The sequence below is a fragment of the Pedobacter sp. UYEF25 genome, from assembly GCF_054061655.1.
Genome location: NZ_JBSSEL010000016.1, coordinates 51,957 through 75,121, shown reverse-complemented (window position 1 = coordinate 75,121; position 23,165 = coordinate 51,957). Strand labels below are relative to the sequence as shown.

Below are 23,165 nucleotides of genomic sequence, written 5' to 3'. Positions count from 1 at the left end.
TATAAAGGCATGAATTAAAAGCGAGAAAAAACCGAAAAACCATCTTTTTCTATTTTTTTTATAGCATCTTGGCAAATTGACCGGAATCAAAAAACCTATTTATTAGAATTATGAAAAGACTTATATTGTTTTTTTTCGCATTTACAGCGCCTTTTTGTGTTGTGGCACAAGAACTTAGCTTAGACACGAAAATTGATAAAGTTTTTGGCAATGCCACAGGCTGGTTTGTGGATGCGATATTTTATCAAATACCATTTACCGCCGACATCAAAATTTATTGGGTGCTTTTCCCTCTCATTTTAGGCGCATGCTACTTTACTTTTTATTTTAACTTTATCAATTTTAAAGGCTTTTTTACCTCCATAAAAATTGTACAAGGCAAGTATGACCATGTGGAAAGCCGAAAAGAACATAAAGTCGAGATAGAGAAATCTAAATTTTCTGGAGAAGCGGACAATCCTGATACGATTAGAGTGGAAGGACAAATGGGGGAAGTTTCTCATTTTCAAGCGCTTACCGCAGCCCTATCCGCCACAGTTGGGCTCGGCAATATCGCCGGTGTAGCAATTGCAGTGTCTATTGGCGGGGCGGGAGCTACATTCTGGATGATTGTTGCCGGGTTTCTGGGGATGGCATCAAAGTTTGTAGAATGTACGCTCGGTGTAAAGTTTAGAGACATTGCACCAGACGGCACTGTTTATGGTGGCCCGATGTACTACCTCACAAAGGGATTAAAAGAAAAGGGCCTGACAAACCTCGGAAAATTTTTGGCAGTTGTTTTTGCAGTATTTGTTATTGGCGGATCTTTTGGAGGAGGAAATATGTTTCAAGCAAATCAGGCTTTTAAACTTGTGGAACATATAAGTGGTGGAGAAAATTCGATACTCGCGGGAAAAGGCTGGGTTTTCGGATTGATTATGGCCGGTTTAGTTGGCATCGTCATCATCGGAGGGATAAAGAAAATTGCTAAAGTAACAGATAAGATCGTACCTTTTATGGTAGTGATCTACGTTGCAGCATCGCTATTCGTAATTTTTGCAAATTATCAAATGGTTGGCGAAGCATTTAGACAGATTTTTGACGGAGCTTTTACTCCTGTTGGCGTTGCTGGAGGAGCTGTTGGAGTTTTAATTCAAGGATTTAGAAGGGCAGCGTTCTCTAACGAAGCAGGCATTGGATCTGCGTCTATCGCCCACTCGGCTGTAAAAACTAAATTTGCTGCAAGCGAGGGCATGGTCGCTTTGTTAGAGCCATTTATAGATACCGTTGTAGTATGTACAATGACAGCTTTGGTATTAATTATTACTGGAAATGTCACTTCTGCAAACTCTGGCCTAGACGATGCGCAAGCTATTTTGTTAACCTCTGGCGCATTTGCATCCGTCATTTCTTGGTTTCCATATGTGCTCACCATTGCTGTTGTATTGTTTGCCTTTAGCACCATGATTTCTTGGTCTTACTATGGATTTCAAGGCTGGGCGTACCTGTTTGGCAGATCTAAAAAAGCGGAATACACCTATAAGCTTCTGTTCTGTATTTTCGTAGTAATTGGGTCTGCAGCGAGTTTAGGATCTGTTATTGGATTTTCTGACGCCATGATTTTTGCCATGATGATTCCAAATATGGTCGGATTAATTATTTTGGCCCCTGTAGTGAAAAAAGAGCTTAGTAGATATTTGGCTGCCATTCGTGAAAAATCGTAAACTGCATATAAACGAGTTAATGAATTATTACGTTTGTTCTACTTTTTTTGTGATGTAATATATAGGTATCCCCGCCAGCATAATGGCCACACCCCAGCCGCAAGTGCTCGTTTTAAAAATTAGCAAAGCGATGCATATTGCGGTGGCAACAACAATATAAATGCTTGGAAGAAATGGGTAGCCAAATGCCTTATATGGCCGATTTGCATGTGGCATTTTTTTGCGGAGAATAAAGATCCCTATGATGGTTAAGATGTAAAAAATCAACACAATGATGATGACAAAATCTAACAGATCGCCGTACTTTCCCGTTAAACAAAGTGCCGAGGCCCAAAAACATTGGATCCAAAGCGCCCAAGCAGGTACTTCAAAGCGGTTTAGCAATCCAGCTTTTCTAAAAAAAAGCTTATCTTTTGCCATGGTGTAATAAACCCGAGCACCGGCCATAATCAACCCGTTATTGCATGCAAATGTAGAAATCATAATCATTACCGCAATAACAATTGTTCCTTGGGCACCAAAAATCGGTTGTGCGGCAGCAACGGCTACCCGATCATCTGCAGCTGTAGCTATTTGTTGTAGCGGCAACACTGCGATGTACATCAGGTTTGCCAAAATATAGATTAGGCTCACTATAAACGTGCCTAAAAATAAACTTAAACCTACGTTTCGTTGAGGGTTCTTTATTTCTCCCGCAATAAAGGTTACTCCGTTCCACGCGTCGCTACTAAATAAAGAGCCAACCATTGCTGCCGCAATTCCAGAAACTAGCGCTTTCCCGCCAATTGTCGACCAAGTATCAGACTGCAGATCGAAAGATCTAGGATTCCATGCATTTGTCCAGTTTGCATTCCAAATATCTGCCTTTGCTGCCAAAGTAAAACCAAAAATAATCAAACCAAACAAAGAAAGAATTTTAATGATGGTTAGCACCGTCTGTAAAATCTTGCTGTCTTTTACGCCTCTACTATTTATGTATGTGAGTAAAACAATTGTAACAATGGATACTAATTGTGCTGCATTTAAATTAAACCAGCCTGTCGAAAACAATATATGCTTATCGCTAACCGGCGGATAAAGATAGGAGGCAAACTTAGAAAAAGCAACACCAACGGCCGCAATAGTTCCTGTTTGTATCACCGCGAAAAAGCTCCAACCAAATAGAAAAGCAACTAATTTATTGTAAGCTTCTTTAAGATAAACATACTGTCCACCCGCATTTGGAAACATTGCACTAAGTTCGCCATAACTAACGGCAGCTATCATTGTTACAATGGCCGTAACAACCCAAATGGCAATTAACCAGCCTGCTGATCCGACTTGTCTGGCGATGTCTGAACTGACAATAAAAATCCCTGAGCCGATCATAGAACCAACTACCAGCATCGTACCATCAAAAAGGCCTAAGGCCCGTACAAAAGAGTGTTCTTCAGCTTGCTTTTCCATTAACTAATTTGCTTTGCGCTAAATTATTTAAAATTTTAGCTTTTTGATTTAAAATTTATAAAAAATAATTTATTTTGCCACCGAGAAGATTTTCATACAGTAGTAAAATAATTTATTACCTTGCTAAGCTTTCATTCAAAAAATAAGCACTATTTTAATCAGCGCAAATGTGAGTGAGAAAAGCATTGTTGCCTTGAACAAGAAAAACTTTAAAACAACTTAACCAAATATTACACAATAATTTAACTATGGATTTTTTACAACAGAATTTAATTTATACCGTTCCTGCACTCGGGCTTGTGGGTATTCTGGTAATGCTCTTTAAAAGTGCTTGGGTAAGCAAACAAGATGCCGGCGATGCTACCATGCAAGAATTGGCTGGCTATATTGCAGACGGCGCAATGGCTTTTTTGAAAGCCGAATGGCGCGTTTTAAGTATTTTTGTTGTGATCACAGCGGCTCTTTTGGCGTATTCAGGCTCTGTTACAGAAGTTAATGGAATTGCGCTCCATTCCAGCTGGATCATTTCCATATCATTTATAATTGGTGCGGTACTTTCTGCAACCGCTGGGTATATTGGTATGAGAGCAGCCACAAAAGCAAATGTGCGTACCACTCATGCCGCCAGGACTAGCCTGAAAAAAGCTTTAAAGGTATCTTTTACCGGCGGAACAGTAATGGGATTAGGTGTAGCCGGACTAGCAATTTTAGGTTTGGGGAGTTTGTTTATCATATTCTTAAAAGTTTTTAATGTTGTTACAGTCGATAGCAGTGAAATGAGAACCGCAATTGAGGTTTTAACCGGCTTTTCTCTTGGCGCAGAATCTATTGCATTATTTGCGCGCGTTGGTGGAGGCATTTACACTAAAGCAGCAGATGTTGGTGCCGATTTGGTAGGAAAAGTAGAAGCTGGAATTCCAGAAGATGATGTGAGAAACCCAGCAACAATTGCTGATAATGTTGGAGATAATGTTGGTGATGTAGCTGGTATGGGCGCCGATTTATTCGGATCTTACGTCGCTACTATTTTGGCGACAATGGTATTGGGGCAAGAAATTCACGTGACAGATAAGTTTGGCGGCATGTCGCCAATTTTGTTGCCCATGGTAATTTGCGGTCTAGGTATTTTATTTTCAATTGTCGGAACCTTATTTGTAACCATTAAGGACGAAACTTCTAGCGTACAAAATGCATTGAATCTTGGCAATTGGTCGTCTATACTCATTACGGCAGTGGCATGTTACTTTATTGTAACTTGGATGTTGCCTGATACACTTGTTTTAAGAGGCTATGAATTCTCTAGCATTAATGTGTATTATGCCATTTTAGTAGGTTTGGTTGTTGGTACCATTATGAGCGTGGTAACTGAATATTTTACCGCAATGGGAAAAGGCCCTGTAAATTCTATCATTCAACAATCATCTACGGGTCATGCAACAAATATTATCGCAGGTTTGGCCGTAGGAATGAAATCGACGGTAATTCCAATTCTGGTACTGGCAGGTGGAATCATGGCTTCCTATCATTTTGCAGGCCTTTATGGAGTTGCCATTGCAGCAGCGGGCATGATGGCCACAACAGCAATGCAACTGGCAATCGATGCCTTTGGACCGATTGCTGATAACGCAGGCGGCATTGCAGAAATGAGTCAATTGCCACCAGAAGTGAGAGAACGTACAGACAACCTGGATGCAGTAGGAAATACGACTGCGGCTACCGGAAAAGGATTTGCCATTGCATCGGCCGCACTAACCTCTCTAGCATTGTTTGCCGCATTTGTAGGTATTGCCGGCATCTCTTCTATCGATATTTATAAAGCGCCTGTTTTAGCCGGCTTATTTGTGGGAGGAATGATTCCTTTTATCTTCTCCGCTCTTTGTATACAAGCAGTTGGTAAGGCAGCGATGGATATGGTCCAAGAAGTTCGCCGTCAATTCCGAGAAATACCTGGGATTATGGAATACAAAGCAAAGCCTGAATATGATAAGTGTGTTGCCATTTCTACCAAAGCTTCTATTAGAGAGATGATGATGCCGGGAGCAATTGCTTTAATTACACCGATTATTATAGGCTTTATTTTTGGTCCAGAGGTTTTGGGTGGGTTGCTTGCTGGTGTTACAGTTACCGGGGTGCTTATGGGAATTTTCCAAAGCAATGCCGGTGGTGCATGGGATAATGCCAAGAAATCTTTTGAACAAGGGGTGATGATTAATGGTGAAATGCACTACAAAAAATCAGAACCGCACAAAGCTTCGGTAACAGGAGATACAGTTGGCGATCCTTTTAAGGATACATCTGGTCCTTCCATGAATATCTTGATAAAATTAATGTCTATTGTTTCCTTGGTCATTGCACCCTATATTGCAGTAAGAAGTGATGTAAGGGTTGGATCAACCAAGATAAAAACTGAAATTACTACACCAAACAGCACTGCAAAAACAGTGCTTTTCCAAGAACATTATACGACAAACAAAGTAGAGACGAAGTTCTTAAAAGTAGATTAAAAAATAAATTGCCTTATTATTTATTCAAAAAACACAAAATAACTATAAGAAACTTGGTTCAATAGGGATCTCATTTGGGAATCCCTATTTTTTTTACCAAATTTTTTATTTACGTTTGAAATTCTCTAAAACAAACTAACGAACCTATATGAGTCTATTTGCAAAAAAATCAATTGCTGTTTTACTGGCGGAAGCCTCTGAATCAGATAAAACGCTCAAACGAACCCTCTCCGCAGGCTCATTAGTTGCTTTAGGAATCGGAGCCATTATCGGTGCGGGATTATTTGTTCGTACTGCATCTGCGGTAGCGCAGAATGCTGGGCCGTCTGTAACTTACGGCTTTCTCTTAGCATCGTTGGGCTGCGCTTTCGCGGGTTTGTGTTATGCAGAATTGTCTTCCTCAATTCCAATTGCGGGTAGTGCTTATACCTATACTTATGCAACCATGGGTGAATTAATGGCCTGGATTATTGGATGGGATTTAATTTTAGAATATGCGGTAGGTGCAGCAACAGTGGGTATTGCATGGGCAGAATATTTCAATAATTTACTTGTCGAGGTACTTCATATGAGTCCCGTCCCCTATCAATGGTGTCATTCTCCTTTCCAAACCAGTGTAGACGGCGTTAGTGGGATTGTAAATCTACCAGCTCTTTTTATCGTTACTGTTATCAGCCTACTATTAATCAAAGGAACACAAGAATCTGCTTTCGTTAACGGGGTAATTGTAATATTAAAAGTAGCTATCGTAATATTGATTATTGGTTTTGGCTGGCATTACATCAACCCAGTTAACCATACGCCATTCATCCCTGAGGCAACAAAATACACAGATAGAGAAGGATTAACCTTTAATTATGGTGGTTTTTGGGGAATTATAGGTGCCGCAGGAACCGTATTTTTTGCTTTTATTGGTTTTGATGCCGTGAGCACCGCGGCGCAGGAAACGAAAAATCCGAAAACAGCAATGCCAATTGGAATTTTGGGTTCTCTAATCATTTGCACGGTATTGTATGTGTTGTTTTCTTATGTGTTAACAGGCCTCGCTCCGGTGGAGTTTTTTAGAACAAGTGGAAAAGAAGCTTCTGTAGTGGCTGCAATCAATGTGTATATGCCAGGTTACCAGTGGTTAGGCACTCTAGTTACAATTGCAATTTTAGCGGGCTTTTCATCCGTAATATTGGTAATGCTTTTGGGTCAGAGTCGAGTTTTCTATTCAATGAGTAAAGATGGGCTAATGCCTAAGATGTTTAGTGATCTGCATCCAAAATATAAAACCCCCTATAAAGCGAGTTTAATGATTTTAGTGTTGGTTGCGCTTTTTGCCGGTTTTGTTCCGGGTGATATTGTAGGAGACATGACCAGCATTGGAACTTTATTTGCCTTTATATTGGTGTGTATAGCGGTGTTGGTTTTACGTAAAACTGAACCCAACATGAAACGAGAATTTAAAACTCCATGGGTACCTTTCGTACCTATAATGGGTATTCTAACTTGTACGGCTATGATAGCAGGCTTACACTGGTCTAACTGGTTGAGGCTTATTGGCTGGTTAGCTCTAGGGTTTATCATCTATTTCGCGTATAGTAAAAAACATTCTGTCCTAGGTAATACCGGAAAAACTGTTGAACCAGAAGATCCACCTAGACCTCAAATGCCAGACATAGAGTAAAACATATGGGCCTTCGCAAATTGCGAAGGCCTTTTTAATTTAATCGCTTGTTTTTCTTTGCCTTTTTCTTCCAACCCTTTTTAAGCTTTTTATAAGCCTTCTTATCTACTTTGCTTTTCTTTTTACTCCGCGATACGCCTTTCTTTCTACGAGCATTGATGTTATTTACTAAAGAATTTTTAACACCTAACTTGTTTTTCTTTAGTTTTTTTTTCACAGACTTCTTGTTCTCTTTTTTGGAAACCTTATTTTTTCTCTTTTTCCCCATAATATTGCTTTTACCTACAACACCATTTCTAACAAAATGGTTTATCCTCAACATCGATTGACCAAGCATTACAGACATCATAAAAATTTATTTAATTTGCATCAAAAATCAGAAAACACAAAGCGATAGATGGAAACACACCCGGCAAATAGGCTAAAGAAAGCGCTTGGCGTAAGCTTCGGAATTGCCATTTTAGTTGGAGGTACTATTGGCGTTGGAATTTTACGTAATCCAGGCATCATCGCTGGAATGCTAGATAACTATTGGCTTATCATTCTCTGCTGGATGTTAGGTGGTGTTTATGTGTTACTTGGCGTTGGATCCTATGCAGAATTGGCTACAATGTTACCAAAAGCCGGTGGTTCGTATAATTATGTTAAACGTGCATTTGGAAATTATGCAGGTTTTTTAACAGGGTGGTTCGACTACATTACTAATTGTATTGCACCGGCTTTTTTTTGCATTGTGATTAGCGAGTATTTAGTCATTCTTTTTCCAATCCTAAAAAACCAAGCCTCCGTCATCGCCATTGCATTTCTACTTGGATTTACCATGTTACATGCAACTGGCGTTAAAGGAGGAAGTATTGTTCAGCAGGGCACAAGTTTGTTTAAAGTAGTGCTTTTCGTTATTTTCATTTTAGCCTGTTATCAATATTCTGGTCTAAAAATCGCACCTATTAAAACCACTGCACCTGTGGTTGGTGCAGGAATGGCTATTGCATTTTTTAAATCGCTCCAACTCGTTTTAGGAACTTATGATGGTTGGACGGCGGGGAGCTACTTTGCTGAGGAAGACGAAAATCCCGGCAAAAACATTCCGAAATCTCTTTATACTGGGGCAATTATTCTAATAGTAATTTTTGTGCTCACAAATATGGCTTTCTTTTCAGTACTTCCGGTAAGCAGACTGGCGCACTCCCCACTTGCTGCATCAGAAGTTGCATCCGTAGTTTTCGGGAAATATGGCGCTTCGGCAGTTACGATTATTGCCCTATTTTCTCTTATTAGTATTTTAAATGCCTATATGATGATCCCCTCAAGAATATTGTTTGGCCTAAGTAGAGATGGTTTCTTTTTCTCAAAAGCGACCACAATCAACAAAGGTGGTACGCCAATAGTTGCTTTGTTTTGCTCTTCACTATTTTCATTTGTACTAATTGTAATAGGTTCTTTCGAAATCCTATTTTCATTGGCAACGTTTTTCTCTATTGTTGTTTGGGGACTGGCTTATGTTTCTTTGATTAAACTTCGAATTTCAGAACCGAATCTCCACCGACCTTACCGAGCGTGGGGATATCCATTTACCTCCATATTAATGGTTCTTTTCTCTCTAGCGCTTTTGTTGGGATTTGCATATAGCGATAGAAAAAGTCTTATAACAATTGCAGTGGTTACACTGTGTTCATTTCCTATTTTTTTGATGATCAAAAGGCATTTAAAAAAGCAAGAAAACAATTAAATCATTTTATGAATAGAAAAATAGCAACTGAATTGAACGGTTTAAGTATTCTGGCTGATTAGCCTTGCAACAAACATTGTGTCGGCTGCGTGTTTAAATCCTTTTATAATTTCGACATCTACTACCTTTAATGCCAAATTTTTCTCGCAAAATGTTACTATTTCTTCATTTTCCTCCGCAAATGCCGAGCAAGTGATATAGATCAGTGGCTTACCCGGCTTTAAGTATTTTACCACATTTACGAGGATTTTTTTTTGGAGATTTGTATATTGAGTAATCTTGCTAACCTCAAAAAAACTAAGCATTTCAGGTGTCCTTCCCCAAGTGCCAGAACCCGAGCACGGGGCATCTACAATAATGCCATCAAACTGATAATGATGTAAAATTTGATCGTTGTTTGAGAGCAGATCCATTTCTTTACGCTGATATTTTTTCACGCCAGCAAGGCGAAAACGAGTTTCTAAATTGTCTAATGCCTGCGGACGAAGATCAGTTACCAATAAGTCTAAATCCTTTTCTAAGCTATTGAGAAGTAAGCTTTTACCACCAGAGGCCGCGCAGCAGTCCCACCATTTATCATGTTTTACAGGTTTAAAATACTGACCAGTTTGTTGCGATGAAAAATCTTGAACTTGATAAGTACCCGCTTCTAAAACAAGTTCTAATTTGGTACCATTCAGAAATGCAAAAGTTGTATCAGTTAATTGTTCGTAAGCAATCTCTGCCGCTTGTAAACGGCTTAATACGGCTTGCCTTTCCGCATCTCGTACACGAATAAATAACTTCGGTTGTATTAAAAACGACTTGAAGAAAGTACCTGACTCCACACCTGAGGCAAGCTTCTCTTCAAATTGAAAAATATCGCTCAACTTAAAATCTAAATACTCAGATGAAATAATCGCTACTTTATCTTCCAATGGCAAAAAAGTTTTGTCCTTAAGATGAGATAATTTATGCTCACCCACTAAACTAAAATCACTATGGCATAGAAAATCGGCAATAGCGACCCTATTGTGTATCGGTAAATTTGGAAGCGCTTTTCCAAGTCTAAAAAAACTATAAATATATCGTGTTGCCCACCGCCTATCAGACGAGCCCATCTGCTTATTCTTTCGATAATAAATTGGTAAAAATCTGTGTAACGGCATTAGCCCGTCGTACGCTGATAAAATTTGATCGAACGCTCTTAGCTGATGTTCTATTTTCATAAACTTTTTTTTCAGATGATTTATCAGCTAACATTTCTATTTTACCACATCGAGCAAATAGTCGTGGTAACGCAACAACATAACATGAGTATTTGAAAAGCCAGTTTGAGGATTGAAAATAAAATTAAAACCATTATGCAAACCTTTATAACTCTCTTTGGTAATGTATTCGCGATAATCAGTTCCATATTTGGCCAACAATCTGCCGAAATAAAAACCAACATCAAATCCTTTAAATGCATATTCGCCGGGTTCGAAACCGAAACGAGTGCGATAATTTTTTATAAATTTAATAACGTTGCTGCTTTTGTACTCTATTTTGTAACTGCTAGTAACAATGGTATTTAAATTTTCCAGCTGATCTACCGGATAATTCTGCTTTAACCAAACCGGATGGCCGAATAGGTTAATGTCATACTTTGCAACAGGGTTATTTTTCAGACGAAACAGTTTTTCTATCGTTGGCAGCACAAAAGCCCTGTCAGCAGAAGTTACCACAACAGCATACCGTTTTCCTTTCACCAAGCTTCTTTCAAATGCATAGGTAGAAGTGTATTCCTGGACAATAAACTTATTTCCCGAAACTTGTTTAAAAAATGCTCTAATCGGTGCGGCAAAATTCTCGTCTTCGGTTTTTTTCGTATTTATCAAAACTACAATCGTATTTGAAGACTCATAGTGCTTTGAGATATAATCGGCCAATTTAATTGCGTGTTGATCTAGATCGCTGGCAATGGAAACTAAATTGGGATTGTTAAAATCAATAGGATTTGAAGCAGCTAATGGCGAAACAACGATTGTATTTTGCGCTTTACTATATTCCGTTATCGCCTTAATTCCTTTTGGAAAAACTGGTCCGACAATTAAATTGCTATTGGCAAATACTCCGTTTTTGATTAAAGTTGCAATTCGACCTTGGTCATCTTGTGTATCAAACACATTAACTTTAAAGTTTAAGCCAGCTGATGCAGCTGAATCTATACCGACATTAAACCCTTGATAAAAATCAATTGCCATTGCATGGCGCTCAATGTCTGCTTTTGTTGCTATTTTTAAATTTATTCTATTCAAATCGAACGGAATCAATAGAGACACGTTTGCATCTGTAAAACGCTTTTTTACCAGCTTTTTATCCGCAGCATCATCCTTAGGCTTACTAGCTTCATTGTCAGCTTGTGTCGTTTTAGGCTTTTTCTTTGTAGGTCGTATTTTTGATGAACAGCCAACAATCAGGATGCTTGCAACGAAAAATAGGAGGTAAACTAATTTAAACTTCATTGTCAATTTTTTTACAAGAACGATTCATCATTTAATTTGAACGGCAACTGTATTTTATTCCCATTCTATCGTCGCAGGTGGTTTGGAGCTAATGTCATAAACAACACGGTTAATTCCTTTAACCTTATTTATAATCTCATTACTTATTTTTCCCAATACTGGATAGGGTAAATGGCACCAATCTGCTGTCATCCCATCTACTGATTCAACCGCACGTAGGCAAATAACATTCTCGTAAGTACGTTCATCTCCCATAACTCCTACAGACTGAACCGGCAAAAAGATAGCGCCAGCCTGCCAAACTTTATCGTATAAACCCGCAGCTTTTAATTCTGAAATATAAATGGCATCAGCATCTTGTAAAATAGCAACTTTCTCGGCAGTTACATCGCCCAAAATTCTAATAGCCAAACCAGGTCCCGGAAAAGGATGTCTACCTAGAATTTCATCTGAAATGCCTAAAGTTTTCCCGACACGTCTTACCTCATCTTTAAATAGCGTATTGAGAGGCTCCACTACTTTCAATTTCATAAAGTCTGGTAGGCCACCGACGTTGTGATGGGATTTTATTGTTGCTGAAGGTCCGTTTACCGATACAGATTCGATCACATCGGGATAAATTGTTCCCTGTCCTAACCATTCTACACCACTTACTTCATGTGCAGCATCATCAAAAACCTCTATAAAAACACGCCCAATTGCCTTCCTTTTCAATTCGGGATCTTTTATTCCTAGCAACTGAGTTAAAAAACGATCTTTTGCATCAACACCTTTTATGTTAAGCCCCATGTGTTTGTATTGATCCAATACTTGTTCAAATTCACCTTTGCGCAACAAACCATTGTCTACAAATATGCAATGTAAGTTCTTCCCTATCGCTTGATGCAGCAAAACTGCTGCTACACTACTATCAACCCCGCCAGACAGACCTAAAACCACTTTTCCTTCTCCAATTTTTTCCTTTAAATCGGCAATAGTTGTTTCGATAAATGCAGTAGAAGTCCAGTTTTGGCTACATCCACAAATATCTACCAAAAAGTTTTCTACAAGTATTTTCCCTTCTATGCTGTGGGTCACTTCCGGATGAAATTGTATTGCGTAGGTTTGCGAATCCTTAATTTGATAAGCCGCTACCTGCACATTGTCTGTACTTGCAATAAGTTCAAAATTGGCAGGCACGTCTTTAATCGTATCTCCATGACTCATCCAAACTTGAGAATCTATGTGGATGTTTTTAAATAGTTTATTGCCTTGATTTAACCAACTCAAATTCGCTCTGCCATATTCTCTTGTAGATGAGGGTTGTACATCGCCACCCATTTGCTGGGCAAAATATTGTGCCCCATAACATACTGCAAGGACAGGATATTTTAAATGAAAAGAAGATAAGTCTACTTGCGGGGCATCGGCCTGTCTAACCGAATAAGGACTGCCGGACAGAATAATGCCTTTTACTGCATCATCAAAAACTGGTATGTTGTTAAATGGATAAATTTCGCAATACACGTTAAGTTCGCGCACTCTACGTGCAATCAGCTGGGTATACTGAGAACCGAAATCGAGGATAATGATTTTTTCAAGCATGGGCAAAGCTACCAATTTGCAGGGAGATTTAAAGCCTAGCTAAGAGAATTTAAAAAAAACGGAAGTGTTTTCAACGACTGAAAATGATCAAACAACCATATTCTAGTTTTTCACCCAACAGCGTCATGTTATTTTACAAACAGTTCGAAGCCTAAAAAAAAACTGACCTGATTCGGGAAATTTATCAACGTGCTAACAGGCTAATAACCTAACTTCTACCCCAAATTTTCGAAGAAAATCTACACCTTCATCACTTGATAATCCTTTATAGGTCGCGTATGACTTTGAATAATACACTAGTGTAATGCCTGACGATAAGATTAACCGAGCACATGCTATACAAGGCGAAAGCGTGGTATACAAGGTTGCCCCTTCTACCTTTGCTCCATTTTTTGCCGCATACAGAATTGCGTTCTGCTCTGCATGCAGGGCTAGGGAACAACTGCCCTTGCTGTCTCGAGCACAACCATCTTTAGGCCACTCATCATCGCAATTATGCGTACCAGCAGGGGGACCATTGTAACCAATGGAAATAATACGGGTATCTTTTGCGAGCACTGCGCCAACGTGCGCTCTTACACAATGTGAACGATCGGCTAGCTCAACGGCCAACTTCATATAGATTAAATCAAAACTTGGTTTCTCCATTTGAAAATAAAAAAGCCACGGAATTTATCCGTGGCAGTACATTTAAATTAAAAGTTTAGTGACCGCCGGCAACGCTTTGATCGAAGTTGATGCCTTGTTTGCGAAGCAGACCTGCAACCCGCCATCCATAAAATGCTAAATAAGTGAAGCAAACTACGCCAACAAAATAACTGTACTGTATGCCGGTAAATTCTGATATATATCCTTGAAAAAAACTCACCAATCCACCGCCCATAATCATCATAATTAGGAAACTACTTCCCTGACTAGTGTGTTTGCCCAATCCACTTACTGCCAATGTAAAGATACAAGGCCAAAGGGTGCTACAGAACAATCCCACACTTGTAAATGCATAAACACTAACCATCCCGTTGGTAGACATTCCAATAATTAATGCTAAAATACCTAATGCAGAGAATATCACCAACATTCTTGCCGGGTTTCCCTTGCTCGCAAAATCGGCTCCGATGAGTACCAGAATAACCAACGCATATACATAAAAGTGACTTAATTCATGCTTTGCAATTGCATTAACGACTAAGAATACTCCAAACGCAAGATATGGCGCGACAAAACGTAATATTTTTTGAGTACTAACTTTATCTGTGAAAGCTTCAACTGCTCCTGTCCAACGTCCAATCATTAAGCTGGCCCAATATAAAGAGACATAAGGAGCAATGTCTTTAATCGCAAAACCCAATTTGGTTTCCATATACGCAGGCAAATTACTTGCCGTAGATACTTCTACCCCAACATATAGAAAAATGGCAATCATTCCCAGTATCAACTGAGGGTACTTCAGGGCAGATCCCTTTACATTGGGATCTACGTTTTCTGCTTCCACTAAATTCGGCTTATCCGGCAATGATGAAAGCTTTAAAAAAACTGCGACCGCCAAAAATGCAACACCCAAAACCAAGTATGGAATTTTAACGCTTTCTATACTAATTGTTGTACTTCCTGTACCCACTGAACCAAAAATGGCAAAACTGACAATTAAAGGGCCGATAGTGGTACCAAAATTATTTATACCGCCGGCCATTATTAAACGCTGTGATCCAGTTTTTAGTGGGCCTAATGCAATTGCCAACGGATTTGCAACAGTTTGTTGTAACGAAAACCCTAGAGCCACGATGAACAATCCTGACAACATAAGCGGGAAAGAGTGAAGATTTGCAGCAGGATAAAATAACAATGTTCCCAATGCGGAAATACCAAGCCCAAGTGCTAAGGAATTTTTATAACCTAGTGTGTTTACAATATCTTTGCCCATAACGACCGAAATACCATTGTAGATGAGTGCACCAACAGTATATGCAATATAGAAAGCGAGCGATACCAACTGGCTTTCTGCCTGAGATAGGTTGAAAGCCTGCTTAAAAACAGGAATTAAAATATCGTTACTAGCTGCTACGAAGCCCCAAAAGAAAAAAACTGTAGCTAATGGAATAAACTGCGCCCACTTAGTCTGTGTCTGGTCTGAATTCATTGTTTATATTAAGTTTTACGGCGATAAACTTAGATAAAAAAAATGTAAATGTACTTACCGTGTTACGTAAATATTAAAATAAAAGTCAATGTTTTTAGCTATAAAATTGCATATTCGCACTTTAACAAAAGAAGCAGTAGATGTTCGAAGCCATTTTATTGGGTTTAGGTGCGGGTGTAATTTCGTCGTTTTTAACTGGACCGGTTTTCTTTGCTATGATTAAAACCAGCATAGAAAAAGGTTTCAAAGCTGGGTTTTCCTTAGCTATCGGTGTGATCATCAGCGATGTAATTCTAATAACTATCGTCTTATTTGGCGCTCAATTTTTTGAATATAAAACAGAATTCGATAAATATGTAGGCATTATTGGCGGAGTGTTTTTACTTGCCGTGGGCGTTTACTACCTTGTATCTAAACTTACGGTAAACTATAAAAACAAGTTAGAGAAGATAAACAAGCGCGGTTATCTAATAAAGGGATTTCTGATGTGCATCCTAACGCCTTCTACGCTAATGTTCTGGATTATTGTGAGCGGAATAATTTCTGTGAAGCTGAACAATAGGCTCGATGAAAAGCTTTTTTGTTTATTTATAGCTATGGCGACTCAATTAAGTATAGATGGAGGTAAATGCTATTTTTCTAGCAAATTAAGGTATAAAATAAAGGAAGATGCGTTAAGAAAACTTAACAAAATAGCGGGAGTCATAATTATTTTGTTCGCCATTTGGCTCATTGTGAAGACTTATTTGAAGTTTTATTAATCGGCAAAGCTTTCCATTTGAACTTTAATATTTTATTTTTTGGGTATACCGCTTAGTTGAAAAAAAAGTTTAACTAACGTTTTTAGCAACTCTATTTTTATTTTTAATGTACCAACTAAACTAGCGCTTAGCGTTCGGGGGTTCACTAGTAGATGGAAGACTTTAAAAACCCTTCAGCTGCCAAACTAGACGTCAAACTTAAATGCACCTTAGTAATCTAGTAAGCTCTTTGATTATTTCCTTCTTTCCAATTTATAAAAGCGCGGTTTACCACTCTGTTTCCACCCGGAGTTGGGTAATTGCCAGAGAAATACCAATCTCCCTTATTTTTAGGACAGGCAATATGCAGATTTTCTAGCGTTTGATAAATCACTTCTACTTCGGCCACAGTGTCTTTTGGAGTAATAATTCTTGCTATTTTCTTAGAAATTTCTTCCGGTGAAAACGGTTTGTAAATTTCTTTTACATGATTCACAATTTCTTCTTTGGGCAATAGCATTGACTCTATACATTTCTGATAAACATCTTCGATCAGTTGCCACATACCTCGCTCAGTCAACAGTTGAATTGCGGCATCGAACGCAACAAATTGGCCCATTCTGCTCATGTCTATCCCATAACAATCCGGATAGCGAATTTGGGGTGCAGAAGAAACAATAATTATTTTTTTGGGATGAAGTCGATCAACAATCTTGATAATACTTTGTTTTAGTGTGGTACCCCGCACGATAGAATCATCTAAAGCAACAAGCGTGTCTTCCATATTCTTTACGATGCCGTAAGTCGTGTCGTACACATGGGCCACCATTTCTCCCCGGTCTGCATCTTGTGCAATAAAGGTGCGAAGCTTAACATCTTTTACTGCAAGTTTCTCCACACGTGGATTCATCGACAATAGCTCCTCAACTTCTTCATCGCTAAGCGCGTTCCGTTTCTCTCGCATTATCTTTTTCTGATAATTGCGCACGTATTCATGCACGCCCTCAACCATTCCAAAAAAAGCAACTTCTGCCGTATTTGGAATAAAAGAAAAGACGGTATTTTTAAGATCATATTTTACAGCACTTAAAATTTGATCGCAAAGCAACTGCCCAAGTTTTTTACGTTCTCTATAAATTTCAACATCGCTGCCTTTAGAAAAATAAATCCGCTCAAACGAACAAGATAGTCTTTCTGTTGGCTCGCGGAATTGCTCCATACTTACTTCACCATTTTTCTTAATGATTAAAGCATGTCCAGGTTCTATTTCTTTTACATTTTTAAATTGGATGTTAAAAGCCGTTTGTAACGCCGGCCGTTCGGATGCAGCCACTACAATTTCATCATCATAGTAATAATAAGCTGGGCGAATACCTGCAGGATCTCTCATAATAAAAGAATCGCCATTGCCTACCATACCGCAAATGGTATATCCACCATCCCAAGTTTTGGAAGAACGGCGCAAAATATTTGCAATATTTAAGTTATTTGATATCTTTTTGGTGATGGTAACATTGTCGAAACCTTCTTTCTTGTAAGCATCAAATAACTCTTGATTCTCGTCGTCTAGAAAGTGGCCGATTTTCTCTAAAACAGTAACGGTATCTGCTTTCTCTTTTGGATGCTGACCAAGCTCATACAATTGTTCTAAAAGCTCATCTACATTAGTCATGTTGAAGTTACCGGCTATAACTAAGTTTCTGGTCATCCAGTTGTTTTGCCGTAAAAACGGATGACAGCTTTCTATGCTGTTTTTGCCGTGGGTGCCATAACGCAAATGCCCCATCAGCACTTCTCCAATAAAACTTACGTTGGCTTTAAGCCATTCCGGATCTTGCATCAACTCAGGTTGATTCTCCTGAATGTCTACAAACTTCTTTTGCACATATTCAAAAATATCAGCAACAGCGTTAGACGCCATACTTCTATATCTACTAATATACCTGTGACCGGGTTTCATATCTAATTTAACAGTTGCAATGCCGGCGCCATCTTGACCGCGGTTATGCTGTTTTTCCATTAAAAGATATAACTTGTTTAATCCATAAAGTGCGGTACCGTACTTCTGGTGATAATAAGAAAGTGGCTTCAGTAGGCGAATAAAAGCAATTCCGCATTCGTGTTTTATCTGATCACTCATGTTATGGTTTTAGAGCCGCAAAGGTATCTTTTTAAAACTTTACAACCTAACCAAAACTGGGTTTTTACAGCAACATGGTTTTTTTCGCAGAACATTTGCTAGAGCTCTTTTTGCGGTTGCTGCCTTTAATTGTGAAAAATTAAATGGTTTTATGGTAAAACTACTTTATTTGCAGATATCTCTTCCCCGAAGAAATCCGACGCATGCTCGTCAAAACTCAACAAGTCTCCACTGGTATAAAACTTTTTTTGACAATTTTTACTCAGCGATTCTTCCATTTTTGGGTGACGAACCAAATAGTCTGCCAGACTATTAGCTACAATAATTCCTTGTGACAGAATTTTTATAGTTGGCGGGAAAACCTTCTGCAGTTTTGGCAGTAGTAAAGGATAATGCGTACATGCCAGTAATACACAGTCAATTGCTTCTTCTTGAGCAAGGAGTGCGCTGCAATATTCATCCACAAAAAAATCGGCCCCAGGTTGTAAATATTCATTGTTTTCGATTAAAGGTACCCACATTGGGCAGCTTTGCTGAAAAACCTTTAGCTGAGGAAAAAATTTTTTGATTTCTAATAAATACGAGCTAGAGTTTACCGTACCGCGTGTGCCCATAATACCGACATGCTTGGTTTCTGTAAAGTCACCTATAACTTCGGCCGAAGGCCTAATTACCCCTAATACCCTTTTGGTTGGATACTTTCGAGGCAAGTCTTTTTCTTGGATGGTTCTTAGCGCTTTCGCAGATGCTGTATTACAAGCTAAAATAATCAATTCGCAACCTTGAGAAAATAGCCATTCTACGCATTGGAGCGTATACTTATAGATTACATCAAAAGGCTGATCGCCGTAGGGAGAACGTGCATTGTCGCCCAGGTAAATATAATCATAGGCCGGCAATCGATCTGCAATCGCTCTGAAAACGGTTAAACCTCCGTAGCCTGAGTCAAATATCCCAATGGGCGCATTTTTTTGCATATCCTTTTAGTTTACAGAAAAAGCAAATATAATCGTTTTAAATAAACCTTATAGTCGATTTTCGATGCCGATAGTTTAAAAAAAAACAGACCTAATCTTCATTAGGTCTGTTTTTGTTAACTGAGCTTAAATTTGCTCTATTTCTTAGGCGCAGCCTTAGCCGTTGCAGAAATCCCTAACTTAGTCTTAACCGCAGCGGTAATGTCGTCTCCACCTTCCCAATAAACTAAATTGTTTCCACCTTGACCATTTGCGATGTCGAATACGTAAGCCAAACCTTTTTCCTTAGCAACAGCAGAAATTGCAGTCGCAACTTTAGCCTGGATAGGCTGGAAAAGTTCTCCTTGTTTGGTACTAACCTCTTGAGATGCCTTTGTACGGGCATCTTCAACCCTCTTTTGTAGATCTTGTAATTCTACGCCAGCAGTTTGTAATTGTTTGCCAACTGCTTCCTTATTAGCCTCACTTAATGTTTTTTCTAATGCCTGTGCGGTAGAAAGCTTAGTTTGGTACTCTTTAACCATTCCATCAATTTCTGCTTGCTTTGCCTTGCCTAAAGTTTCTAAGGTAGTTTGGGCCGTTTTAGCCTCCGGAAGGTTAGAAAAAACTTCCTCAGAGTTAAGATGACCAAGTTTTTGTTGTGCACTTGCAATATTAGTTGTTAGCATTAATCCTGCAGCTACAAACAATACGTTAATTAATTTTCTCATTTCTATTATTCTTTTGTTGTGTTGTTTTCTTTTAAAAATTTAAGGGGCGAATATACTAATTATTTGTACCAGGTTTGTATCCTAATTTAACAATTACTTCTTTGCTTAGGTCGTATCCGGTACTTGCATAAATCATCATCGTAGATTCGCTACTTTTATCGAAGATGAAATCTAAAAATTTAGCTTTTGCAACCTGTTTCACTGCATCCGATACCCTTTCTTGAATAGGTTTTAGCAACTCTACACGTTTCTGAAACAATTCTCCACTTGCACCAAATTTCTCTCTCTGAAATTCTTTTGCTTGTTTCTCTTTCTCGATTATTTCATTCTCGCGTCGTTTCCGCATATCGTCAGTTAGTAAAACCTTATCGGCTTGGTAAGACTTATACATTTTATCAATGTCTGTAAAGTTTTGATCAACCTGTTGTTGCCACTGCTTAGAGGCAACATCTAGAGTGTTTAGCGCTGCGGTGTATTCTGGTATTTGCTTTAAGATATATTCTGTATCAACGTAAGCAAATTTTTGAGCAAAAGCCCCTGCTGAGCTAAAGAGCAGAAAGGCTATAAAAAGATATTTCTTCATTTGAGTGTATATTAAGTGTGCAAAACAATTTAAATGCTTAGCAAAGCTATCTAGTTCTAGTACATAAGTTATGCCAAAGGTCTACAAAGTTCTAAAGTCCACCTAATTGTTGCGCTATGCTAAATTGAAACTGCCCTTTGTTGGCATCAGCTATACCGGGTATCTTATCAAAACCATATCCATAATCTATACCGAGCAAGCCAAATATGGGTAGGAATATTCTAGCCCCGATTCCCGCTGAACGGCGAACGTTAAACGGATTAAAGTCGCCAAAGTTATTCCACGTGTTACCTCCTTCTGCGAAAGCCAATACGAAGGCCGTTGCTTGTTGGCTTGTGATTACAGGATATCTAGCTTCTAGAATGTATTTTGCAAAAAGCGGGCTACCAGAGTTTTGAGCAATATTTGGATTTGATCCTACTGGGATCACAGAATTGTTCGTATAGCCACGCATTCCAATAATCTCAGATCCTTGAAGGAAATCAAAACCCTGCATTCCATCACCACCCAACTTAAAGCGCTCAAACGGCGACTGCCCTACCGCAGAGTTATACTGACCGAGAAATCCGAATTGAGCTTGAGCCTTGACTACTAAATTCCCTGCAACGCGCTGAAAATATTGAGAGTCGAATTTCCATTTATGGTATTCTGTAAAACGATAGCGTTCTTTATCAGAAGCTGTGGCATAGTTGGTATGATTAAACAAAGAATATGGTGGCGTTGCTTGGATGGTAAAACGCAAAAACGAGCCAGACTTTGGAAATATAGGAGAATCTCTCGAATCTCTACTGATTTCTTGCGTTAGATTGATGTTGTATGAAGTTCCCGTGCTAAATAAGAATCCATTATAATTCTGTAAGATATACTGTTGAAAACTTAACGCATGGCTAAGTTGGAAATAATTATCTGGCCAATTTAATCGTCTACCCAAACTTACCGTAACACCGTTTAAGCGAATTTTTTGATCTAACGAACTACTTACGCCAGTTAAATAATTATAGGGTACGTTTTGAGAAGACGTAAAAGCACTTACTCCAAAACTAACCGGTTTCTTCCCCCCAAACCAAGGTTGCGAAAAAGAGAAGCTATAAGATTGGTAGTACTTTCCATTAGTTTGCCCCCTTAAGCTCAATTTTTGCCCATCGCCTTTTGGCAATGGCTTATAAGCACTTCCATTAAACAGATTTTTTAGGGAGAAATTATTAAAAGTTAAACCTAGCGTACCAATGATACGCCCACCGCCAAAACCTCCAGAAAGCTCTATTTGATCTGACGGTTTCTCCTCTACCTCGTAGGTAATGTCAACGGTACCGTCCGCAGTGTTTGGATCTACTTTAGGATTGGTCTTCTGCTCGTTGAAATTACCGAGTTGTCCAATTTCTCTAATCGTCCGAATTAAGTCAGATTTATTAAATTTTTGACCAGGTTTAGTTCGTACCTCTCGCAATACCACTTTATCATTTGTTATGGTATTTCCAGTTACACCAATCCTATTATTGGTATATTGCGGGCCTTCAGCTATGCGTAATTCTACATCAACAGTATCTTGGTAAATCCTCGTTTTAACAGGATCTATTGCAAATGTGAGGTAACCATTATCCGTATATAAGCTATTGATGTCTCCACCGTTTTCGCCGCCACCATTAAGCTTCTTACTTAGACGCTCTTCGCTAAAAATATCCCCTTTTTCGATCGTTAATACCTTATTTAAGATACTATCTGGATAAATGGCATTTCCCGCCCAAGTAATCTTCCCAAAGTAATATTTATTTCCTTCGTAAACATTCATCAAAATATTTACTTTCTTATCGTTATATTTATAAATACTGTCGCTACGCAATACTGCATCATAATAACCTTTCTCATGCATTTTGCCTACCATTTTCACCTTATTTTCTTCATACTTTTGCTTATCGAATTTTCCAGAGCCCCAAAACCTCCACCATTCAAATTGTTTTGGACTTTTTAAGAATTTCCTAAGCTTAGCTGCCGAAAAATCCTTATTGCCAGTAAAATCTATGTGCTGTACCTTAACGCGATGTCCTTTATCGACGTTAACTTCTAACACAACACTATTTTCTGCATTTGGATCTTTACGTGTACTATATTTGATCTCAGTAAAATAAAAACCTTTATCCAATAGGTATTTTTTAATAATCCCAGACGTCGTATTGTACAAGTTATCATTTACAATTTTGCCGGGCTTATCATTAAGCTTTTCTTGCAATGCTGTTTTGGTAGATTTACCTACACCTTTAAGGTCTATCGAACTTAAACGAGGAAGCTCAACTACGGCTATTTCAAAAAAAACAGAGTCACCTTCAATCTTTTCTACATTTATTTTCACGTCATCAAACAATCCTTGTGCCCAAAGTGTCTTAATGGCATCTGAAGTCGCTTCTCCGGGTAAAACCACCTTATCTCCCTTGTTCAATTTTGATAAAGTAACTAATACATCTTTATCAAGATACTTGGTGCCGGTAATTTTGGTGCCGCCAATAATAAACTCTTTTGGGTTAAAATAATCTAAGTTAAGGTTACCTACTTTTAGTGTGGGCGTGGCAGGAGTTTGGCCTGATGGACGAATTTGAGAAAACGCTGGCAGGGCAAAAATTAAAAGGATAAAAACCTGAAATATTCTTTTCATTAAAATACGTTGTTCGGTAAAAGGCACGAAGATAGCAATGTTTTCTTAAGGATGGTTTTGCCATTCTTTTGGCACACATCAATTTTATAGTTTCATGCTATAAACAT

The 23,165-nt window shown here is 38.6% G+C and carries 17 protein-coding genes; 5 read left to right on the top strand and 12 right to left on the bottom strand.

Annotated elements, in window-relative coordinates; translation table 11 throughout:
- Positions 1 to 110: 110 nt before the first annotated feature.
- Positions 111 to 1,703, top strand: coding sequence for an alanine/glycine:cation symporter family protein (locus ACVWYG_RS14785; protein WP_457271051.1), 1,593 nt, complete (start codon positions 111 to 113; stop codon positions 1,701 to 1,703).
- A 27-nt stretch (positions 1,704 to 1,730) separates the two neighbouring features.
- On the opposite strand, the gene ACVWYG_RS14780 is transcribed toward ACVWYG_RS14785, so the two are convergent.
- On the bottom strand, positions 1,731 to 3,149 hold the full coding sequence (locus ACVWYG_RS14780; RefSeq protein WP_457271050.1) for an APC family permease: 1,419 nt from the start codon (positions 3,147 to 3,149) through the stop codon (positions 1,731 to 1,733).
- Positions 3,150 to 3,397: 248 nt separating this feature from the next.
- Here ACVWYG_RS14780 and ACVWYG_RS14775 point away from each other — a divergent pair, with 248 nt between their 5' ends.
- Together ACVWYG_RS14775 and ACVWYG_RS14770 are read left to right on the top strand one after the other, a co-directional pair.
- Positions 3,398 to 5,653: a sodium-translocating pyrophosphatase gene (locus tag ACVWYG_RS14775; protein ID WP_457271048.1), complete on the top strand. Its 2,256-nt coding sequence runs from the start codon at positions 3,398 to 3,400 to the stop codon at positions 5,651 to 5,653.
- Positions 5,654 to 5,801: 148 nt separating this feature from the next.
- Positions 5,802 to 7,325 carry an amino acid permease gene (locus ACVWYG_RS14770; protein ID WP_457271046.1) on the top strand — a complete coding sequence of 508 codons (1,524 nt, stop codon included), beginning with the start codon at positions 5,802 to 5,804 and terminating at the stop codon, positions 7,323 to 7,325.
- A 34-nt stretch (positions 7,326 to 7,359) separates the two neighbouring features.
- Here ACVWYG_RS14770 and ACVWYG_RS14765 read toward each other — a convergent pair whose 3' ends face one another.
- Entirely contained in the window at positions 7,360 to 7,674 is a 315-nt protein-coding gene (locus tag ACVWYG_RS14765; protein WP_457271044.1) for a hypothetical protein, read from the bottom strand.
- A 48-nt stretch (positions 7,675 to 7,722) separates the two neighbouring features.
- On the opposite strand from ACVWYG_RS14765, the gene ACVWYG_RS14760 reads away from it, so the two are divergent.
- A complete protein-coding gene (locus tag ACVWYG_RS14760) occupies positions 7,723 to 9,054 on the top strand; it encodes an APC family permease (RefSeq protein ID WP_457271042.1) in 1,332 nt (443 codons plus the stop codon).
- A 41-nt stretch (positions 9,055 to 9,095) separates the two neighbouring features.
- Here the strand turns inward: ACVWYG_RS14760 and ACVWYG_RS14755 are convergent, their stop codons facing one another.
- The 5 genes from ACVWYG_RS14755 to ACVWYG_RS14735 form a co-directional block, all read right to left on the bottom strand.
- Positions 9,096 to 10,262 (bottom strand): RsmB/NOP family class I SAM-dependent RNA methyltransferase, encoded by a 1,167-nt coding sequence (locus ACVWYG_RS14755; protein ID WP_457271040.1) that lies wholly within the window; start codon positions 10,260 to 10,262, stop codon positions 9,096 to 9,098.
- A gap of 36 nt (positions 10,263 to 10,298) precedes the next feature.
- On the bottom strand, positions 10,299 to 11,540 hold the full coding sequence (locus tag ACVWYG_RS14750; protein ID WP_457271038.1) for an ABC transporter substrate-binding protein: 1,242 nt from the start codon (positions 11,538 to 11,540) through the stop codon (positions 10,299 to 10,301).
- 54 nt (positions 11,541 to 11,594) lie between these two features.
- Positions 11,595 to 13,124 (bottom strand): glutamine-hydrolyzing GMP synthase, encoded by a 1,530-nt coding sequence (gene guaA / locus ACVWYG_RS14745; protein ID WP_457271036.1) that lies wholly within the window; start codon positions 13,122 to 13,124, stop codon positions 11,595 to 11,597.
- Between the two features lie 192 nt (positions 13,125 to 13,316).
- On the bottom strand, positions 13,317 to 13,772 hold the full coding sequence (locus tag ACVWYG_RS14740) for a deoxycytidylate deaminase (RefSeq protein ID WP_457271034.1): 456 nt from the start codon (positions 13,770 to 13,772) through the stop codon (positions 13,317 to 13,319).
- 55 nt (positions 13,773 to 13,827) lie between these two features.
- On the bottom strand, positions 13,828 to 15,261 hold the full coding sequence (locus tag ACVWYG_RS14735) for an MFS transporter (RefSeq protein ID WP_457271032.1): 1,434 nt from the start codon (positions 15,259 to 15,261) through the stop codon (positions 13,828 to 13,830).
- 140 nt (positions 15,262 to 15,401) lie between these two features.
- On the opposite strand from ACVWYG_RS14735, the gene ACVWYG_RS14730 reads away from it, so the two are divergent.
- Positions 15,402 to 16,022, top strand: a complete 621-nt coding sequence (locus tag ACVWYG_RS14730; protein WP_457271031.1) for a LysE family translocator — start codon at positions 15,402 to 15,404, stop codon at positions 16,020 to 16,022.
- 217 nt (positions 16,023 to 16,239) lie between these two features.
- Here ACVWYG_RS14730 and ACVWYG_RS14725 read toward each other — a convergent pair whose 3' ends face one another.
- The 5 genes from ACVWYG_RS14725 to bamA form a co-directional block, all read right to left on the bottom strand.
- Positions 16,240 to 18,141, bottom strand: coding sequence for an amidophosphoribosyltransferase (locus ACVWYG_RS14725; RefSeq protein WP_457271030.1), 1,902 nt, complete (start codon positions 18,139 to 18,141; stop codon positions 16,240 to 16,242).
- A gap of 149 nt (positions 18,142 to 18,290) precedes the next feature.
- Entirely contained in the window at positions 18,291 to 19,118 is an 828-nt protein-coding gene (gene murI / locus ACVWYG_RS14720) for a glutamate racemase (RefSeq protein ID WP_457271029.1), read from the bottom strand.
- 137 nt (positions 19,119 to 19,255) lie between these two features.
- The gene (locus ACVWYG_RS14715; protein WP_457271028.1) at positions 19,256 to 19,828 is read right to left on the bottom strand and encodes an OmpH family outer membrane protein; all 573 of its coding nucleotides are present in this window, start codon (positions 19,826 to 19,828) and stop codon (positions 19,256 to 19,258) included.
- Positions 19,829 to 19,883: 55 nt separating this feature from the next.
- A complete protein-coding gene (locus tag ACVWYG_RS14710) occupies positions 19,884 to 20,411 on the bottom strand; it encodes an OmpH family outer membrane protein (protein ID WP_457271027.1) in 528 nt (175 codons plus the stop codon).
- Positions 20,412 to 20,502: 91 nt separating this feature from the next.
- A complete protein-coding gene (gene bamA / locus ACVWYG_RS14705; protein WP_457271026.1) occupies positions 20,503 to 23,058 on the bottom strand; it encodes an outer membrane protein assembly factor BamA in 2,556 nt (851 codons plus the stop codon).
- Positions 23,059 to 23,165: the final 107 nt, after the last annotated feature.

What these genes read in the sequence shown, in the direction of transcription:
- ACVWYG_RS14785 (WP_457271051.1), top strand. Translation starts at nt 111, where the DNA reads ATGAAAAGACTTATATTGTTTTTTTTCGCATTTACAGCGCCTTTTTGT.
- ACVWYG_RS14780 (WP_457271050.1), bottom strand. Translation starts at nt 3,149, where the DNA reads ATGGAAAAGCAAGCTGAAGAACACTCTTTTGTACGGGCCTTAGGCCTT.
- ACVWYG_RS14775 (WP_457271048.1), top strand. Translation starts at nt 3,398, where the DNA reads ATGGATTTTTTACAACAGAATTTAATTTATACCGTTCCTGCACTCGGG.
- ACVWYG_RS14770 (WP_457271046.1), top strand. Translation starts at nt 5,802, where the DNA reads ATGAGTCTATTTGCAAAAAAATCAATTGCTGTTTTACTGGCGGAAGCC.
- ACVWYG_RS14765 (WP_457271044.1), bottom strand. Translation starts at nt 7,674, where the DNA reads ATGATGTCTGTAATGCTTGGTCAATCGATGTTGAGGATAAACCATTTT.
- ACVWYG_RS14760 (WP_457271042.1), top strand. Translation starts at nt 7,723, where the DNA reads ATGGAAACACACCCGGCAAATAGGCTAAAGAAAGCGCTTGGCGTAAGC.
- ACVWYG_RS14755 (WP_457271040.1), bottom strand. Translation starts at nt 10,262, where the DNA reads ATGAAAATAGAACATCAGCTAAGAGCGTTCGATCAAATTTTATCAGCG.
- ACVWYG_RS14750 (WP_457271038.1), bottom strand. Translation starts at nt 11,540, where the DNA reads ATGAAGTTTAAATTAGTTTACCTCCTATTTTTCGTTGCAAGCATCCTG.
- guaA (WP_457271036.1), bottom strand. Translation starts at nt 13,124, where the DNA reads ATGCTTGAAAAAATCATTATCCTCGATTTCGGTTCTCAGTATACCCAG.
- ACVWYG_RS14740 (WP_457271034.1), bottom strand. Translation starts at nt 13,772, where the DNA reads ATGGAGAAACCAAGTTTTGATTTAATCTATATGAAGTTGGCCGTTGAG.
- ACVWYG_RS14735 (WP_457271032.1), bottom strand. Translation starts at nt 15,261, where the DNA reads ATGAATTCAGACCAGACACAGACTAAGTGGGCGCAGTTTATTCCATTA.
- ACVWYG_RS14730 (WP_457271031.1), top strand. Translation starts at nt 15,402, where the DNA reads ATGTTCGAAGCCATTTTATTGGGTTTAGGTGCGGGTGTAATTTCGTCG.
- ACVWYG_RS14725 (WP_457271030.1), bottom strand. Translation starts at nt 18,141, where the DNA reads ATGAGTGATCAGATAAAACACGAATGCGGAATTGCTTTTATTCGCCTA.
- murI (WP_457271029.1), bottom strand. Translation starts at nt 19,118, where the DNA reads ATGCAAAAAAATGCGCCCATTGGGATATTTGACTCAGGCTACGGAGGT.
- ACVWYG_RS14715 (WP_457271028.1), bottom strand. Translation starts at nt 19,828, where the DNA reads ATGAGAAAATTAATTAACGTATTGTTTGTAGCTGCAGGATTAATGCTA.
- ACVWYG_RS14710 (WP_457271027.1), bottom strand. Translation starts at nt 20,411, where the DNA reads ATGAAGAAATATCTTTTTATAGCCTTTCTGCTCTTTAGCTCAGCAGGG.
- bamA (WP_457271026.1), bottom strand. Translation starts at nt 23,058, where the DNA reads ATGAAAAGAATATTTCAGGTTTTTATCCTTTTAATTTTTGCCCTGCCA.